Raw genomic sequence first — 15,982 nt, 5'->3', positions numbered from 1 at the left:
CCACGCGCAAGGCAGGGTGCGCCATGCGAAATGGAGCGTTACAGGAACACGGACCGAGCCGCTCGCTGTGGATGGCGATGCACGATGCGCCCGTCTTCGCACCCTTGACTGCCGATGCGCATGCACGGATCTGCATCGTCGGTGCCGGCATCGCAGGCCTGACGACCGCGTGGCGCCTGGCACGCGCAGGTCACGATGTCGTCGTCCTCGAAGAACACGATCTGCATGGCGGACAGACCGCGCGCACCACGGGCCATCTGTGCGATGCGCTCGACGATCGCTACTTCGCGCTGGAGCACCTGCATGGCGAAAACGGCGCACGACTGGCCGCACAGAGCCATGGCGCCGCGATCGACACGATCGAACACATCTGCGAGGCAGAGGGTATCGATTGCGACTTCGCGCGCGTGGACGGCTATCTCGTGCGCGGCGCCGACGATCCGCGGGCCGATGTCCTGGATCGCGAATACGCGGCCGCACGTCGCGCCGGACTCGATGTCCAATACCTGCATGCCGCACCCGGGGGGTTCGAAGGTTTTGGTCCGGCGCTGTGCTTCCCGCGCCAGGCGCGTTTCGATGCGCTCGCTTACACCACCGGGCTTGCGCGCGCGATCGTGCGCATGGGCGGCCGCATCCACACCCATTCGCATGTCGTGCAAGTCGATGGGGGCGCCAATGCCGGCGCGACCACCGACAACGGCGCGCGCGTGCAATGCGAACACCTCGTCGTCGCCGCGAACGTCCCCTTCAACGATCGCGTCGCGATCCACGCCAAGCAGGCCGCGTATCGCACCTACGTGGTTGCCTTGCGCGTGGACCCCGGCACCTTGCCCGATGCATTGCTGTGGGACACGCAGGAGCCTTACCACTACGTGCGGATCGCGCCGGCGCGCAACGGCACTTGGTTGCTCGTCGGCGGCGAAGATCGCAAGACCGGCCAGGACGATGCCACGCAAGGGCATTACGAAGTGCTCGAATCCTGGGCGCGCAGCCATTTCCCGATGGCGCTCGACGTCGGTTATCGATGGTCGGGGCAGGTGATCGAACCGATCGACGGACTGGGTTTCCTCGGCCATAACCCGGGACGCGCCGACAACGTGTACGTGGCGACCGGCGACTCGGGCAACGGACTCACGCACGGCACGTTGGCGGGGCTGATCGTCGCCGACCTGATCGTCGATGGCGATTCGCCGTGGCGTGCGTTGTACGCGCCGGATCGACGCACCTTGCGCGCGGCCGACACCTTCGTGCGCGAAACGCTGAACTTCGTCCCGTATTACACCGACTGGGTCAGCGCGGGCGAAATCGAAGGGCTCGAAGAACTCCCCGCCGGCGAGGGCGCGGTCCTGCGGTACGGGCTGCACAAGGTCGCCGCCTTCCGCGACGACACCAACACCTTGCACCTGCATTCGGCCAAATGCCCGCACCTGGGCTGCGTGGTGCACTGGAACGACGCGGAGCGGAGTTGGGACTGCCCGTGCCACGGCTCGCGCTTCGATGCACGCGATGGCAGTTGCCTCAACGGGCCGGCCGCGCATGGGCTTGCACCGGTCACCACGCCGGTGCCGAGCGCACTGGCGACCGATCGCCCCGCCGTCCGGATGTGAGCCTTCCCCCGGCAGCGTTTTCCGCATGACCAATGACCCCCGGCCGGTGAATCCGGGGCTGTTAACCTGCGCGCTTCCGTTTCGCCGTGACCACCCCATGCGCCCCATCTCCGCGTCCCTCGCGCTGCTCCTCCTTGCACCCGCTGCTTTCGCACAGAACACGGCCGCGCCCGCGCCGAATGCGAACGCACCGATCACCCTGGCGCAGGCGATGGCCGATCCGGACTGGATCGGTGCGCCGATCGAGGCGGCCTGGTGGTCGTGGGATGGGCAGCGCGCGTACACGCAGCGCAAGCGCACGGGTGCGACGATCCGCGACACCTGGGTGCAGCCGATCGCCGGTGGTGCGGCTGCGATGCTCGACGGCGCCGCGCGCGCGGACGCCGATGCCGAGCAACCGGTCTACGACACGCAGCGCACGCGCATGGCCTACGTGCGCAACGGCGATGTCTTCGTGCGCGACTTGCGCAGCGGTGCGTTGCAGCAGCTCACGCGCAGCAACGACGATGAAGCGCAGCCGCAATGGGGCAGCGATGGCGGCCTGTCGTGGCGCGTGGGCAACGACTGGTATCGCTGGACGGCATCCGGCGGTGTGCGCCAGGCCGCGGTGCCGGTGGCGGAGAAGTCGCCCGATACCAAGCCCACCGCAGACGACCTGCGCGATCGCCAGCTGCGTTTGATCGACACGCTCCGCAACGATCGCGCGCAGCGCGATGCCGCGCGTGCGCAGGACAAGGCTTGGCGCCTGGCCGATCCGACGCGTGCGCCGGTGCCGGCTTACCTCGGCGCGGACGTCGAGATCGCCGACAGCGCGCTTTCGCCCGACGGCAACTGGCTGCTCGTGATCACCACCGCGAAGGGCGCGGACGTCGGCACCGAAGGCAAGATGCCGAAGTACGTGACCGAATCGGGTTACGAGGAATTCGAGGACGTGCGCACGCGCGTCGGCCGCAATGCGCCGGTGCCGCAGCGTTTGTGGTTGGTGAAGGTCGGCGATGGCTCGGTGCGCGAAGTGAAGTTCGATGCACTGCCGGGCATCGCCGTCGATCCGCTGGCCGCGCTGCGCAAGGCCGCGGGCAAGGACGCGCTGAAGGGCAATCGCGACGTGCAGGTGCTGACTTCGGGCGACAACGCCGGCGCACCGGCGATCCACTGGACCGCCGATGGCCACCAGGCCGCGGTGATGGTGCGCGCGATCGACAACAAGGATCGCTGGCTCGCATCGATCGACCTGGCGAATGCAAAACTGCAGCCGCGCCATCGCCTCACCGATCCGGCGTGGATCAACTGGGGCTTCAACGATTTCGGGTTCGCGCCCGATGGCGCATTGTGGTTCCTTTCGGAAGAAAGCGGTTACGCGCATCTGTACGTGAGCGAGAACGGTGGTGCGCCGCGCGAGATCACGTCGGGCAACTGGGAAGCCTCGCAGCCGCAATTGTCGAAGGATGGCAGCCGCTTCCTGTTCCTGTGCAATCGCAAGTGGCCGGGCGATTACGAAGTCTGCGAAGTCGACCGCAAGGGTGGAACGGTGCGCGAAGTGACCGCGCTCGACGGCGTCGAGGATTACGTGGTTTCGCCCGACGAATCGAAGTTGCTCGTGCGCCATTCGCAAAGCTACGTGCCGCCGCAACTGGCCGTGGTGAACCGCAACGGCGATGGCGCGACCGAACTCACCGACACGCGCACGCCGCAGTTCAAGGCGCGCACGTGGGTCATGCCCGAATACGTGCAGGTGCCTTCGAAGCATGGCGCGGGCACGATCTGGGGCAAGTACTACGGGCCGAAGCAGCTCGAGCCGGGCAAGCACTATCCGATCGTGATGTTCGTGCACGGCGCCGGTTACCTGCAGAACGTCAGCGCGCGCTATCCGAACTACTTCCGCGAGCAGATGTTCCATGACCTGCTCGTCGACCGCGGTTATCTCGTGCTCGACCTGGATTACCGCGCGTCCGAAGGCTACGGCCGCAAGTGGCGCACCGACATCTATCGCCGCATGGGCACGCCGGAACTCGAGGATTACCTCGACGGCCTGGACTGGCTGGTCGCCAACAAGCAGGGCGATCGCGAACGCGTGGGCATCTACGGCGGCAGCTACGGCGGCTTCATGACCTTCATGGCGCTGTTCAAGAAGCCCGGCACCTTCAAGGCCGGCGCTGCGCTGCGCCCGGTGACCGACTGGTCGCAGTACAACCACGAATACACGTCGAACATCCTCAACACGCCCGAGCTCGACCCGGAGGCTTACAAGGTCTCTTCGCCGATCGAGTACGCCGCCGGGCTGCAGGACAACCTGCTGATCGCGCACGGCATGATCGACGACAACGTGTTCTTCCGCGATTCGGTCGTGATGACGCAGAAGCTCATCGAATTGCGCAAGGACAAGTGGGAACTGGCGCCGTACCCCTTGGAGCGCCACGGCTTCACGCACCCCGACAGCTGGTACGACGAGTACCGCCGCATCCTCGAGCTGTTCGACCGCACCCTGCAGCCCCAGCGTTGACAGGGTTGCAACACTGGCGGTGACAGGCTGCACGCCTGTTCCACCGCCAGGGGTTGCCATGCACAAGCAACCGCACCGCAGCATCGAGAAGATTGCCGACAACCGCTACTGGCAGAACCAGCCGCGCCTGGACGACCGGAAAGAACTCGGCACGCCGAAGGACTTCGAACTCGAGGATTGGGAACCGCCGAGCCTGGCGGCGCCCGAGCCCGAAGAAGACTGAGTTCGCTTAGCCGCAGCCCACGCTGCCGATCACGTTGTCGGCGCTCACGCGCACGTTCAGTCGATCGCCGCGGTATTCCATCGTGATCACCTGGTCGGGCGTGAGCACGCGTGCGGTCTTCGCACCCGAGGCGACGCGCGCCTGTTCGACGATCTCCGGCGTCGCCGTCTTGCCCACGAATTGCTGCGCGCCATCGGCCTTGCACGAATCGGCGAGCATCGGCGGCGTGGTGGTCGCCGCGGCGGGCGGAACCGTGGTGTCCGACGACGCCGATTCGGAGGGAGGCGCCGACGTGCACGCGGACAGGGCGAGCAGCGCGCAGGCGGCGAGGGCGAAACGGACGTTCACGAGCGAGGTCTTCACGGGCGGACTCCTGTCCATGGGGGATGGCGCCGAACCCTACGCCCGGGGGCCGTGAGCGACAAGGCATCGCCGGGAATGCGGGAGTTTTCCGTCCGACCATGCCGAATGGCAGGGGGCGGACGTGCGCCGAATTTGCACGATGGGATGTTTGTACCCATCCCATCCGTTGCGCTTCCAGGACACCGCATGCCTCGTCCCACGCTGCTCGCCCTCGCCTTGGCGCTCGCGCTGCCCGCGCTCGCCGTTTCCTCCACGTCCATCGCACAGTCTTCGCCGCAGGCGCCGGTCTACGCCGCCAGCACCACTGCGTATCCGGGCACGATCGCGCTCGAAGTCGACGCCACCAATCTTTCGCAGCGCGTTTTCAACGTGAAGCAGCGCATCCCGGTGCAGGCCGGCGAAGTGACGCTGTTGTTCCCGAAGTGGCTGCCGGGCAACCACGCCGATTACGGCCGCGTCGACAAGGTCGCGGGCCTGGAGATTTCGGCCAACGGGCAGAAGATCGAATGGAAGCGCGACCCGCTGGATGTGTATGCGTTCAAGGTGAACGTGCCGCAGGGCGCGACCAACCTGGATGTGGCGTTCCAGTTCATCTCGCCGACCGATCGCGAGCAGGGCCGCGTGGTCATGACGCCGAACATGCTCAACCTGCAGTGGAATACGGTTGCGCTGTACCCGGCCGGCTATGCGGCGAGCGCGATCACCTTCGCGCCGAGCGTGAAGCTGCCCGCCGGTTGGCAGGCCGCCACCGCGCTGGAATTGCAGGGCCGCTCCGGTGACGTCGTCACCTACAAGCCGGTCGACTTCGACACGCTCGTCGACTCGCCGATGTATGCGGGCCGTTACTTCAAAACCTTCGATCTCTCCAACGGCGTCGGCAAGCCGGTCCGCCTGAACGTCGTCGCCGACGATGCGAAGTACCTGGAAGCCAAGCCCGACCATCTCGAAGCGCACCGCCGCCTCGTGCAGCAGATGCGCAAGTTGTACGGCGCCGAGCACTACGACCATTACGACTTCCTGTTCGCGCTCAGCGGCCAGATGTCGGGCATCGGCCTGGAACACCACCGTTCCAGCGAGAACGGCGTCGGCGTGAAGTACTTCACTTCGTGGGATCCGAAGTCCGGCAGCAGCGACCTGCTCGCGCACGAGTACAACCACTCGTGGGACGGCAAATATCGCCGTGGCGCCGACCTCACCACGCCGACCTTCAACACGCCGATGCAGGGCAGCCTGCTGTGGGTGTACGAAGGGCAGACGCAGTACTGGGGCAACGTGATCACCGCGCGCGCCGGCCTGCGCAACTTCGAAACCGCGAAGGACGCGCTCGCCCTGGTCGCCGCCACCTACGCCGAAAACCGCGCCGGCCTGTCGTGGCGCGCGCTGCAGGACACGACCAACGACCCGATCATCGCCAAGCGCACGTCGAAGGCCTACTCCAGCTGGCAGTTGAGCGAGGACTACTACTCCGGCGGCCAGATGATCTGGCTCGAAGTGGATTCGCGCCTGCGCGAGAAGTCGAACAACAAGATCTCGCTCGACGACTTCGCCAGGAAGTTCTTCGGCATGAACGACGGCGACTTCAGCGTCAACACCTATACGTTCGAAGACGTCGCGGCCACGCTCAACGGCCTGGTGGCCGACGACTGGGGCAAGTTCCTGCACGATCGCCTCGATGGCAAGGTACCGCTCACCGGCGGCATCGAAGCCTCGGGCTGGAAGCTCGTGTTCAAGGACAAGCCCAATGCCTACGCGAAGGCTGCAGCGGCCGAATACGGCCGTGGCGGCGCCGATTTCGTGTATTCGCTCGGCCTCTCGATCGGCGGCGACGGCGCGATTTCCAGCGTCCGCTGGGACAGCCCTGCGTTCAAGGCGGGCATGGGCCCCGGCATGACGGCGGTGGCGGTCAACGGCAAGCAGTACGCCGGCGACGTGCTCGAAGATGCGATCACGGCGGCGAAGAAGGACCACAAGCCGATCGAACTGCTGGTGAAGGAGTTCGACCTGTATCGCACGATCCAGCTGCCGTACTACGACGGCTTGCGCTACCCGCACCTTGAGCGCATCGAAGGCAAGCCCGATCGCCTGTCGGCGATTTACGCGCCGAAGAAGTAAGCCACGCGCGCAAACAAAAAAGCCGCCCTGCGAAGGGCGGCTTTTTTCATGCCTCTTTCATGCCCCGGATCAGGCGGCCGACGGGTTCTTCCACTTCGCCAGCAAGCCCGCTTCGCGCGCCTTCGCATCGTGCAGGTGCGCATCCTTGACGTGGCCATAGCCGCGGATGTGTTCGGGCACCGACGCGATTTCCGTCGCCAGCGCCACGTTGCCGTCGTTCAAGCCGTCGACCAGCATCGCAACCGTCGAGAAATACTCGGCGATCAAACGACGCTCCATCTTGCGCTCGGCCGTGTAACCGAACACGTCGAACGCGGTGCCGCGCAGGAAGCGCAACTTCGCCGTCAGCTGGAACGCGGTGTACATCCAGGCGCCGTATTCGCGCTTGAGCAGGCGGCCTTCGGCATCCTTCTTCGCCAGCAGCGGCGGGGCGAGATGGAAGACCAGCTTGTAGTCGCCTTCGAACTGCTGCGCCACGCGCGCCTTGAAATCGCCACTGGTGTACAGGCGCGCGACTTCGTATTCGTCCTTGTAGGCCATCAGCTTGAACGCATAGCGTGCGACGGCCTCGCTCAAATCGGAGCTGCCCGGCGCGCGCTGCTGTTCGGCGGCGCGGACCTTTGCGACGAGGTCGCCGTAGCGCTTGGCGTAGCCGGCGTTCTGATATTGCGTGAGGAACGCCACGCGACGCGCGACGACTTCGTCGAGCGAACGCGACAGGCGCGTGTCGTCGAGCGGCGCGAACGCAGCGTCGCTGCCGTGCGCGGGCAGGTGGCGCGACTCGTCTTCGATCGCGACCGGCTTCGGTGCGACATTCGCACCCCACTCGTGGCCTTCCCATTCGCCCGGCGAGAGGACCGGCAGTTCGTGCAAGGTGTCCTGCGAGGGAATCGAACGCGCGATGCCCGCGGCTTCAAGCACCGCCGGCAAGTCGATCGCCGCAAGGCGACCCCAGGCGAACGCCGTCTTGTTCATCTCGATCGCCGCGCCGTTGAGCTCGACCGCGCGCATCAGCGCATCGAACGACACCGGCACCAGTGCGCGCTGCCATGCGTAGCCGAGGATGAACAGGTTGGCCGCGATCGCATCGCCCATCAGCGCGGTGGCGAGCTGCGTGGCATCGACCACGTGCGGATCGTTGCCGCCGAGCGCGAGCTTGATCGCCGCGACGATGTCCTGCGCGGGGAACTGCATGTCGGGGCGCGTGGTGAACGTGCCCGGCATCGCTTCGTAGCTGTTGAGCACGACCTGCGTGCGGCCGCTGCGGATCTTCGACAGCGGCCAGTAGTCGTTGACCACCACCATGTCGCAACCGAGCACGAGGTCGGCTTCGCCCGCGGCGATGCGCACGGCGTGGATGTCGGCCGGCGAACGCGCGATGCGGATGTGCGTGGTCACCGCGCCGCCCTTCTGCGCAAGACCCGTCTGGTCGAGCACGCTTGCGCCCTTGCCTTCGAGATGGCCGGCCATGCCGAGCAACGCACCGATGGTCACCACGCCCGTGCCGCCGACGCCGGTGATCAGGATGTTCCAGGGCTGGTCGAGCGCGGGCAGCGCCGGCATCGGCAGGTTCGACAGGCGATCGGCGGAACCGGAGCCTTTCTTCTTGCGCAACGAACCGCCATGCACTGTGACGAAGCTCGGGCAGAAGCCGTTGACGCAGGAGAAGTCCTTGTTGCAATTGCTCTGGTCGATGTCGCGCTTGCGGCCGAATTCGGTTTCCTTCGGCAGCACGGACACGCAGAAGGATTTCTTGCCGCAATCGCCGCAGCCTTCGCAGACCAGCGAGTTGATCATCACGCGCTTGGCCGGATCGACCATCTTGCCGCGCTTGCGGCGGCGGCGCTTTTCGGTCGCGCAGGTCTGGTCGTAGATCAGCACCGTGGTGCCGGCCGTTTCGCGCAGGCGCTTCTGGACATTGTCCAGTTCAGTGCGGTCGAAGAATTCAACGCCGACCGGGAAGATCGCCGGATCGCTCCACTTTGCGATGTCGTCGGAAAGCACGACGATCGTCTGCACGCCTTCGCTGCGCACCTGGTGCGCGATCTGCGGCACGCTCAGCGTGCCGTCGACCGGCTGGCCGCCGGTCATCGCGACCGCGTCGTTGTAGAGGATCTTGTAGGTGATGTTCACCTTCGCCGCGATCGACTGGCGGATCGCGAGCGAGCCCGAATGGAAGTACGTGCCGTCGCCGAGGTTCTGGAACACGTGCTCGGTGTCGGTGAAGGAAGCCTGGCCCGCCCACGTCACGCCTTCGCCGCCCATGTGCGTGAAGGTGTCGGTGCGGCGGTCCATCCACGTGACCATGTAATGGCAGCCGATGCCGCCGAGCGCGCGGGAGCCTTCCGGCACGACGGTCGAGGTGTTGTGCGGGCAACCCGAGCAGTAATGCGGCACGCGCGGGAATGCGGCGCGGGGCAGGGCGAGTTCGGATTCCTTGCCTTCCATCCAGCGCATGACGTCGCGGATGTGTTCGCTGTCGTGGAATTTGCGGATGCGGCTGGCGATCACGCGCGCGATGCGCGCCGGCGTGAGTTCGCCCGTCGAAGGGAGGATCCATTCGCCGGCTTCGTCGTACTTGCCGACGACCGACGGGCGCTCGCCCGTCCAGTTGTACATCGACTCCTTCATCTGGCTTTCGATGAAGGCGTGCTTTTCCTCGACGACGAGGATGTCCTGCAGACCACGCGCGAAGTTGCGCAGGCCCACGGGTTCCAGCGGCCAGGTCATCGCGACCTTGTACACGCGGATGCCGAGGTCGGCGCAGGCGCGCGCGTCGAGGTCGAGGTATTCCAGCGCCTGCAGCACGTCGAGGTAGGACTTGCCCGTGGTGATGATGCCCAGGCGCGCGTTCGGCGAATCGATGACGATGCGATCGATCCCGTTCGCGCGTGCGAAGGCCTGCGCGGCCTTCACCGCGTACTGGTGCAGGCGCATCTCCTGGTCCATCGGCGGATCGGGCCAACGGATGTTCAGGCCGCCGCGCGGGATGTCGAAATCTTCCGGCAGCAGGATCTTCAGCGCGAGCGGATCGACATCGACCGACGCCGAGGACTCCACCGTTTCGGCGATCGTCTTGAAGCCGACCCAACGGCCCGTGTAACGCGACATCGCCCAACCGATCAGGCCCAGGTCGAGGATGTCCTGCACGCCCGCCGGATTGAGCACCGGCATCATCGCGCTGACGAACTCCTGTTCCGAGCCGTGCGGCAGCGTCGAAGAACGGCACGCGTGATCGTCGGCCGCGAGCGCGAGCACGCCGCCCTTCGGCGCGGTGCCCGCGGCATTGGCGTGCTTGAACACGTCGCCCGTGCGGTCGACGCCCGGGCCCTTGCCGTACCACATGCCGAACACGCCCTCGACTTTCGCGCCGGGGAACAGGTTGGTCTGCTGCGTGGCCCACACCATCGTCGCGCCGAGGTCCTCGTTGAGGCCCGGGATGAACTTCACCTGCTTGGCTTCCAGGTGTTTGCGCGCGCGCCACAGTTCGAGGTCGAAGCCACCGAGCGGCGAACCGCGGTAGCCGCTGACGAAGCCGGCGGTGTTGAGCCCGGCTGCTTCGTCGCGCAGCTTCTGCATCAACGGCAGGCGGACGAGCGCCTGCACGCCGGACAGATAGATGCGCCCTGATTGGCGCGTGTATTTGTCGTCGAGCGTGTAATCGCCATCGAGGACACTGTTGGTCAGCGCGGTGTTGGCCGACGCGGGGGAAGAGAGCTCGGCGGTGCTGGTCATCGCGGCAAAACCGGGGAAAAAGACGCGGGATTGTAGCAGCGGCGGTTCCTGCGGCCGCCCCTGCCCCCCCGACGCGTTCGATACGGGGGCGCACGCAGGATGCGTTGCACCTTCCGGGGGACGTCCCGATGAGCTTGGCCGCGCTGCGGGTCATGGTGGTGGAAGACCACGGGTTCCAGCGCCGGCTGGCGCTGCGGCTGCTGGCTGAACTGGGCATCGGGCRGGTGCAGGAAGCGGCCGACGGCGTGGCGGCGCTGTCGCTGCTCGAAAACGGCGGCATGCCGCCCGACGTCGTGCTCGTCGACCTGGACATGCCCGGCATGGACGGCATCGAGTTCATCGGCCACGTTGCGCAGCGGCGGCTGGCGCGCGGCGTGGCGCTGGTCAGTGCGCTGGATCCGGCGCTGCTCAACACCGTGCAGATGATGGCGCGCGCCTATGGCCTTCACGTGCTCGGGAGCATCGAGAAGCCGCTGAGCGTCGAGAAACTCGAAGCCGTGCTCACGCGTTATGAAGAGCGCCTGCAATCCAACCCGGTCGACGAATCGGTCTTCATCGACCTGGCCGAGCTGCGGCGCGGCCTCAACCAGGGCGAAATCGTCCCGTGGTTCCAGCCGCAGGCCGAATTCGCCAACGGCAAGATCGTCGGCGTCGAAGCGCTCGCGCGCTGGGAGCGCGGCGACGGGCAGGTGATCCGCCCGCATCACTTCGTCGGCCTGCTCGAATCCGACGGCCTGGCCGCCGACCTCACCGACGCGATCCTCGAACAGGCCTGCGCGTGGAAACGCCGCTGGCAGGACGACGGCCTGCGCCTGAATCTGTCGGTCAACGTTTCGCCCGCGACCCTGCACGACCAATCGGCCGCCGACCGCTACCAGCAGATCGTCGAAGACCACGGCCTGTCGCCGAGCGAAGTCATCCTGGAAATCACCGAAAGCCTGCTGATGGCCGACGCTGCGCGCGGACTGGGCGTGCTCGCGCGCCTGCGGCTCAAGGGATTCGGCCTGTCGATCGACGACTTCGGCACCGGGTATTCGTCGCTCTCGCAGCTATCGCAGGTGCCGTTCACCGAATTGAAGATCGACCAGGGCTTCGTGTTCGGCGCGCATTCGCAACCGCGCAAGCGCGCGGTCGTCGAAGCGAGCCTGGACCTGGCGCGCAAGCTGCAGCTGGAAACGGTGGCCGAAGGCGTGGAGACGGTCGAGGACTGGCAGATGCTCGCCGAGCTCGGGTGCGGCATCGCGCAGGGGTATCTGGTCGGCGCGCCGGTGGTGGCCGAGGACCTGATCGATTGCGTGTCGCGCTGGCGCGCGCCCGACTGAGGTCGCGCCATGCGCCTGCGCTCGTTCTCGCTGGGGATGCGCCACCAGTTGTGGGGGCTGTTCGGTCTGCTGCTGTTCGCCGGCGCCACGGTGCTGGTCATCGACGAAATGCTCCAGATGGACACGCGCACCTCGCTGGAGCAGATGCGCGACAACTCGCTGCGACGCCTGCGCGCACTCAAAGCGGTGTCCGATGGTTACGGACTGGACGTGGTCGACACGACCTTCCGCGTCCGCAACAACCTGATGACCTGGGAGAAGGGCGTCCAGACGCTCGACGCGGCGCAGGACAAGATCGACCGCAGTTGGGTCGCGTTGAAGACCATGCCGCGCAGCGGGGAGCAGCAGGTCCTGTTCGAACAGGTGAGCCACGCACGCACGCGCGCACACGCGGCGATGGCCACCTTGCGGGGCATCCTCGTGCGGCGCGACATCAAGGCGCTGGGCCATTTCGCCGACACCGAGCTGTATCCGGCCATCGACCCGGTGACCACGCGCATGGAAGCCCTGTCGAACCTGGCGATGCTCAATTCCGAGCGCATGGTGCGCGCGGAAATCGAACGCGGGAAACGCGCGAGCCGTTTGCGCATCGGCCTGTCGCTCGTCGCGCTGCTGCTGGCCGGGTTGCTGGCGCGTCATATCCTGCGCAATGCCTACAAGGGCGTGGAAGCGCTGACGCAGCTCGCGCGCGACATGCGCAAGCACAACCCCGACGAGCCGATGCCCGCGTTCCGCCCGCGCGGCGAACTGGGCGATGTGATGGACGCCTTCGTCGACATGCGCCGCGACGTGATGCGCTACGAATCCGATCTCACCGGCCAACTCGCGGTGAACGAGGGCGTGCGCGCGGAGCTCGAACGCCGCGGCGAATTCCAGCGTTCGCTGCTCAACGCCGCGCAGGTCGCGATCCTCGCGATGGACGGGCACGGGCGCTGGATCATGTTCAATCCCTTCGCCGAACGGCTGCTGGGCTGGGAAGCGAGCGAGATCATCGGGCGCGTGCCGCGTTACGGCAGCGCACCCCAGCCCGACGACTCGCCGATGTTGGTGCCGCCTTCGGAAGTCGAACGCATCGTCGCAGCGCTCGGGCGCCAGCGCAGCACCGAAGTGCCGGCCGACTGGCGCGCGATGTACCTGCTCGCCGAGCTCGATCGCCCGCCGCACGAAGCCGTGCTCGTGCATCGCGACGGCCGCCTGGTGCCGGTGGTGCTCGCGTTGGCCTCGTTCAAGGACGAAGCCGGCCGCCCCGGCGGACTGATCGCGGTGGCCACCGACCTCACCGAACGCAAGCGCCTGGAAGAAGCGCTGCGCGAAAGCGAAGCGCGCGCGCAGGAAGCCAACCTCGCCAAGAGCGCCTTCCTCGCGGCGATGAGCCACGAGATCCGTACGCCGATGGTGGGCGTCACGGGCATGGTCGAGATCCTCGCGCACACGCAACTGGACGGCGATCAGCGGCGGGCGCTCAATGTCATCCAGTCGTCGGCCGAATCGCTGTTGCAGATCATCGGCGACATCCTCGATTTCTCGAAGATCGAAGCGGGTCGGCTGGAACTGGCGCCGTCGCCCGTCGACCTGCGCCGCGTGGTGCGCATGACGGTCGCGAATTTCACCGGCTCTGCCTCGAGCAAGGGGCTCGCCTTGTCGTGCACGATCGACGATCGCGTCGCGCCGGCCTATCGCGCCGATGGACTACGCGTGCGACAGATCCTCGCGAACTTCCTGTCCAACGCGATCAAGTTCACCGAAAGCGGGCGCGTGGAAGCGGCGCTGGAATGGCGGGAATCCGCGCCCGGCGCCGGTGCGCTGGGCGGCGATCGATTGCGCATCCGCGTCACCGACACGGGCATCGGCGTGTCGGAGGAGCAGCAGGCGCGTTTGTTCCAGCCCTTCTCGCAGGTCGACGCCGATACGACGCGGCGCTTCGGCGGCACCGGGCTGGGGCTCGCGATCTCGCGCCGCCTCGCCGAGTTGATGGGCGGGAAGGTCACGATGGACAGCGCGCCGGGGCAGGGCACCACGATGCACTTCGACCTCGTGCTGCCGCACGCGCCCGAAGCGGAGGTGCCGACCGAATCGGCGCAACCGGCGACGGCGAAACTCGCGCCGCGCAAGCTGCCGACGCTCGCGCAGGCGCAGGCCGAACATAGCCTCGTGCTGCTGGTCGACGATCATCCGACCAATCGCGCGGTCATCGCGCGCCAGCTCGCACTCGCCGGGTATGCGAGCGAATCGGCGGAAGACGGCGAGCAGGGCCTGGCTCGCTGGCGCACCGGTCGCTATGCCCTCGTGCTCACCGACGTGCACATGCCGCGGCTGGACGGCTACCAACTCACGCGCGCGATCCGCGAAGAGGAAGCGCGCGACCATCGTGCGCACACGCCCGTCATCGCACTCACCGCTTCGGCGCTGAAGGGCGAAGCCGAGCGCTGCCTGGCCGCCGGCATGGACGATTACCTCGCCAAGCCGGTCGGCATTCCGTCCCTCGCCACGATGCTCGCGCGCTGGTTGCCGCACACGCAGGCGACGCCCGCGATGACGGTGGACCTGGCCGCGATGCTCCCGCAGGCCGAGCGTCCGCCGCCGATCGACGCGCAGGTGCTCTCCGGCCTCGTCCATGGCGATGCGGTGGAAACGCGCGCGCTGCTCGACGACTTCCTCGCCAGCACCCACGCCGACCTGGCCACGCTGCAGGCCGCGCGCACGGCCGGCGACCTCCCCGGCGTGACCCGCGAGGCCCACAAGATCAAGGGCGCCGCGCGCAGCATCGGGGCCGGCGAACTGGGCCACGCCGCCGAAGCGCTGGAAACCGCCGGCCGGGCGCAGGAAGCCGCCGCCGTCCCGGCGCTGGCCGCCGACCTGGCCACCGCCGTCCACCGTCTTGCCCTCTGGGCCGAAGCACGCTGGCCCCGCCCCGTGTAGGCTCAGCCATTCCAGTTGCAGCCGGGGGTCGGGATGAAGACGGTGCTCGTGGCCAGTTCCAAGGGCGGCGTGGGCAAGACCACGTTGTCCACCAACCTCGCTGCGCATTTCGCGGTCGATGGAAAACGCACGGTGCTCGTCGACGCCGATCGCCAGGGCTCGTCGCGGCACTGGGCGGAAAAACGCGCGTTGATGGAACACGCGGTGTTGCCGATCGACGGCACGCGCCGCGACTGGGACAAGCACCTGCCGAACGATGCACAGCGCGTGGTGGTGGATGCCGCCGCCGGTGCGCATGGCGCCGAGCTCGCGCATTTCCTCGATGTCGCCGACGCGGTGGTGGTGCCGGTGCTGCCCTCGATGATCGACATCGAAGCCACCGTGCCCTTCCTCGACACGCTCGCCAAGCACCCGCGCGTCCGCAAGGGGAAGTTGCCGGTGGGCCTGGTCGGCAACCGCCTGCGCCCGTGGACCAATGCGAGCCAGCAATTCATGGACGCGTTGCGCCAGTGGCCCTACCCGCTGGTGGCCGAGCTGCGCGACACGCAGGCCTACGTCCTGATGGCCGGGCTCGGCCGCAGCCTCTTCGATTACCACTCCCAGCAGGTGCGCGAGCACCAGGCCGATTGGGACCCGTTGCTGAAGTGGATCAGGCGCGTCTGATGCGCCTGACGAAAACTTCACCCCAACTCGCCCCGGCCGTCGGCTAAGCTCGACGCCTTATGCGAGAACTCATCCTGCTGCGCCACGCCCACGCCGAACCCGCCAGCACGGGACAGGCCGACCTCGATCGCCCGCTGTCGCCCGAAGGCCTCGCCGAAGCCGAAGCCGCCGGCCGCTGGATGCGCGAGCACCAGCTCGTGCCCGATCGCGTGCTGTGTTCGCCTTCGCGGCGCACGCGCGAAACGCTCGAAGCGGTCCTCGCCGCGGTCGGCTATGTCGACCAGCGCCTCGAACCGTCGATCTACGAAGCCACGCCCGGCGCCCTGATGGAACTCGCCGACGGCCACAAGGACGTCGATCGCCTCCTGCTCGTCGGCCACAACCCGGGCTTCGAACAACTCGCCGCGCTGATGCACAGCGGCCAGTCCGGCGACTATCGCGGCATGCCGCCGGCGGGCATCGCCGTGCTCACCCTGCCGAAGGACGCCGCGCTCGAACCGGGTGCGGCGCGCCTGTCCGCGTTCTGGTGGCCGTGACG

General features: G+C 67.2%; 10 protein-coding genes. 8 read left to right on the top strand and 2 right to left on the bottom strand.

Annotation, left to right across the window (positions count from 1 at the left end):
* Positions 1 to 71: 71 nt before the first annotated feature.
* From AC1DOM_RS00420 to AC1DOM_RS00410, 3 genes are all read left to right on the top strand, one after another.
* Positions 72 to 1,607: an FAD-dependent oxidoreductase gene (locus tag AC1DOM_RS00420; RefSeq protein WP_498959260.1), complete on the top strand. Its 1,536-nt coding sequence runs from the start codon at positions 72 to 74 to the stop codon at positions 1,605 to 1,607.
* Positions 1,608 to 1,704: 97 nt separating this feature from the next.
* Complete coding sequence (locus AC1DOM_RS00415) at positions 1,705 to 4,107, top strand: S9 family peptidase (RefSeq protein ID WP_498959259.1); 2,403 nt, start codon at positions 1,705 to 1,707, stop codon at positions 4,105 to 4,107.
* A gap of 58 nt (positions 4,108 to 4,165) precedes the next feature.
* Positions 4,166 to 4,330 (top strand): hypothetical protein, encoded by a 165-nt coding sequence (locus AC1DOM_RS00410; RefSeq protein WP_498959258.1) that lies wholly within the window; start codon positions 4,166 to 4,168, stop codon positions 4,328 to 4,330.
* 6 nt (positions 4,331 to 4,336) lie between these two features.
* Here the strand turns inward: AC1DOM_RS00410 and AC1DOM_RS00405 are convergent, their stop codons facing one another.
* On the bottom strand, positions 4,337 to 4,693 hold the full coding sequence (locus AC1DOM_RS00405) for an I78 family peptidase inhibitor (RefSeq protein ID WP_498959257.1): 357 nt from the start codon (positions 4,691 to 4,693) through the stop codon (positions 4,337 to 4,339).
* A gap of 186 nt (positions 4,694 to 4,879) precedes the next feature.
* On the opposite strand from AC1DOM_RS00405, the gene AC1DOM_RS00400 reads away from it, so the two are divergent.
* Positions 4,880 to 6,805, top strand: a complete 1,926-nt coding sequence (locus AC1DOM_RS00400; RefSeq protein ID WP_498959256.1) for a M61 family metallopeptidase — start codon at positions 4,880 to 4,882, stop codon at positions 6,803 to 6,805.
* A gap of 69 nt (positions 6,806 to 6,874) precedes the next feature.
* Here the strand turns inward: AC1DOM_RS00400 and AC1DOM_RS00395 are convergent, their stop codons facing one another.
* On the bottom strand, positions 6,875 to 10,540 hold the full coding sequence (locus AC1DOM_RS00395) for an indolepyruvate ferredoxin oxidoreductase family protein (RefSeq protein WP_498959255.1): 3,666 nt from the start codon (positions 10,538 to 10,540) through the stop codon (positions 6,875 to 6,877).
* A 128-nt stretch (positions 10,541 to 10,668) separates the two neighbouring features.
* Here AC1DOM_RS00395 and AC1DOM_RS00390 point away from each other — a divergent pair, with 128 nt between their 5' ends.
* The 4 genes from AC1DOM_RS00390 to AC1DOM_RS00375 are packed head-to-tail and all read left to right on the top strand — an operon-like array spanning position 10,669 to position 15,980.
* A complete protein-coding gene (locus AC1DOM_RS00390) occupies positions 10,669 to 11,862 on the top strand; it encodes an EAL domain-containing response regulator (RefSeq protein ID WP_498959254.1) in 1,194 nt (397 codons plus the stop codon).
* A gap of 9 nt (positions 11,863 to 11,871) precedes the next feature.
* Positions 11,872 to 14,781, top strand: a complete 2,910-nt coding sequence (locus AC1DOM_RS00385) for an ATP-binding protein (protein ID WP_498959253.1) — start codon at positions 11,872 to 11,874, stop codon at positions 14,779 to 14,781.
* Positions 14,782 to 14,814: 33 nt separating this feature from the next.
* Positions 14,815 to 15,444, top strand: a complete 630-nt coding sequence (locus AC1DOM_RS00380; protein ID WP_498959252.1) for a nucleotide-binding protein — start codon at positions 14,815 to 14,817, stop codon at positions 15,442 to 15,444.
* Between the two features lie 59 nt (positions 15,445 to 15,503).
* Positions 15,504 to 15,980, top strand: a complete 477-nt coding sequence (locus tag AC1DOM_RS00375; protein ID WP_498959251.1) for a SixA phosphatase family protein — start codon at positions 15,504 to 15,506, stop codon at positions 15,978 to 15,980.
* Positions 15,981 to 15,982: the final 2 nt, after the last annotated feature.

This window comes from Lysobacter sp. P5_B12 (genome assembly GCF_056400425.1).
Note: the sequence above shows the minus strand (reverse complement) of the source record. Positions and strands in the feature narration are given on the sequence as shown.

Bases quoted from the DNA above. Each gene is read 5' to 3' on its own strand.
- AC1DOM_RS00395 (WP_498959255.1), bottom strand. From the start codon at position 10,540: ATGACCAGCACCGCCGAGCTCTCTTCCCCCGCGTCGGCCAACACCGCG.
- AC1DOM_RS00420 (WP_498959260.1), top strand. From the start codon at position 72: ATGGCGATGCACGATGCGCCCGTCTTCGCACCCTTGACTGCCGATGCG.
- AC1DOM_RS00415 (WP_498959259.1), top strand. From the start codon at position 1,705: ATGCGCCCCATCTCCGCGTCCCTCGCGCTGCTCCTCCTTGCACCCGCT.
- AC1DOM_RS00400 (WP_498959256.1), top strand. From the start codon at position 4,880: ATGCCTCGTCCCACGCTGCTCGCCCTCGCCTTGGCGCTCGCGCTGCCC.
- AC1DOM_RS00380 (WP_498959252.1), top strand. From the start codon at position 14,815: ATGAAGACGGTGCTCGTGGCCAGTTCCAAGGGCGGCGTGGGCAAGACC.
- AC1DOM_RS00375 (WP_498959251.1), top strand. From the start codon at position 15,504: ATGCGAGAACTCATCCTGCTGCGCCACGCCCACGCCGAACCCGCCAGC.
- AC1DOM_RS00410 (WP_498959258.1), top strand. From the start codon at position 4,166: ATGCACAAGCAACCGCACCGCAGCATCGAGAAGATTGCCGACAACCGC.
- AC1DOM_RS00385 (WP_498959253.1), top strand. From the start codon at position 11,872: ATGCGCCTGCGCTCGTTCTCGCTGGGGATGCGCCACCAGTTGTGGGGG.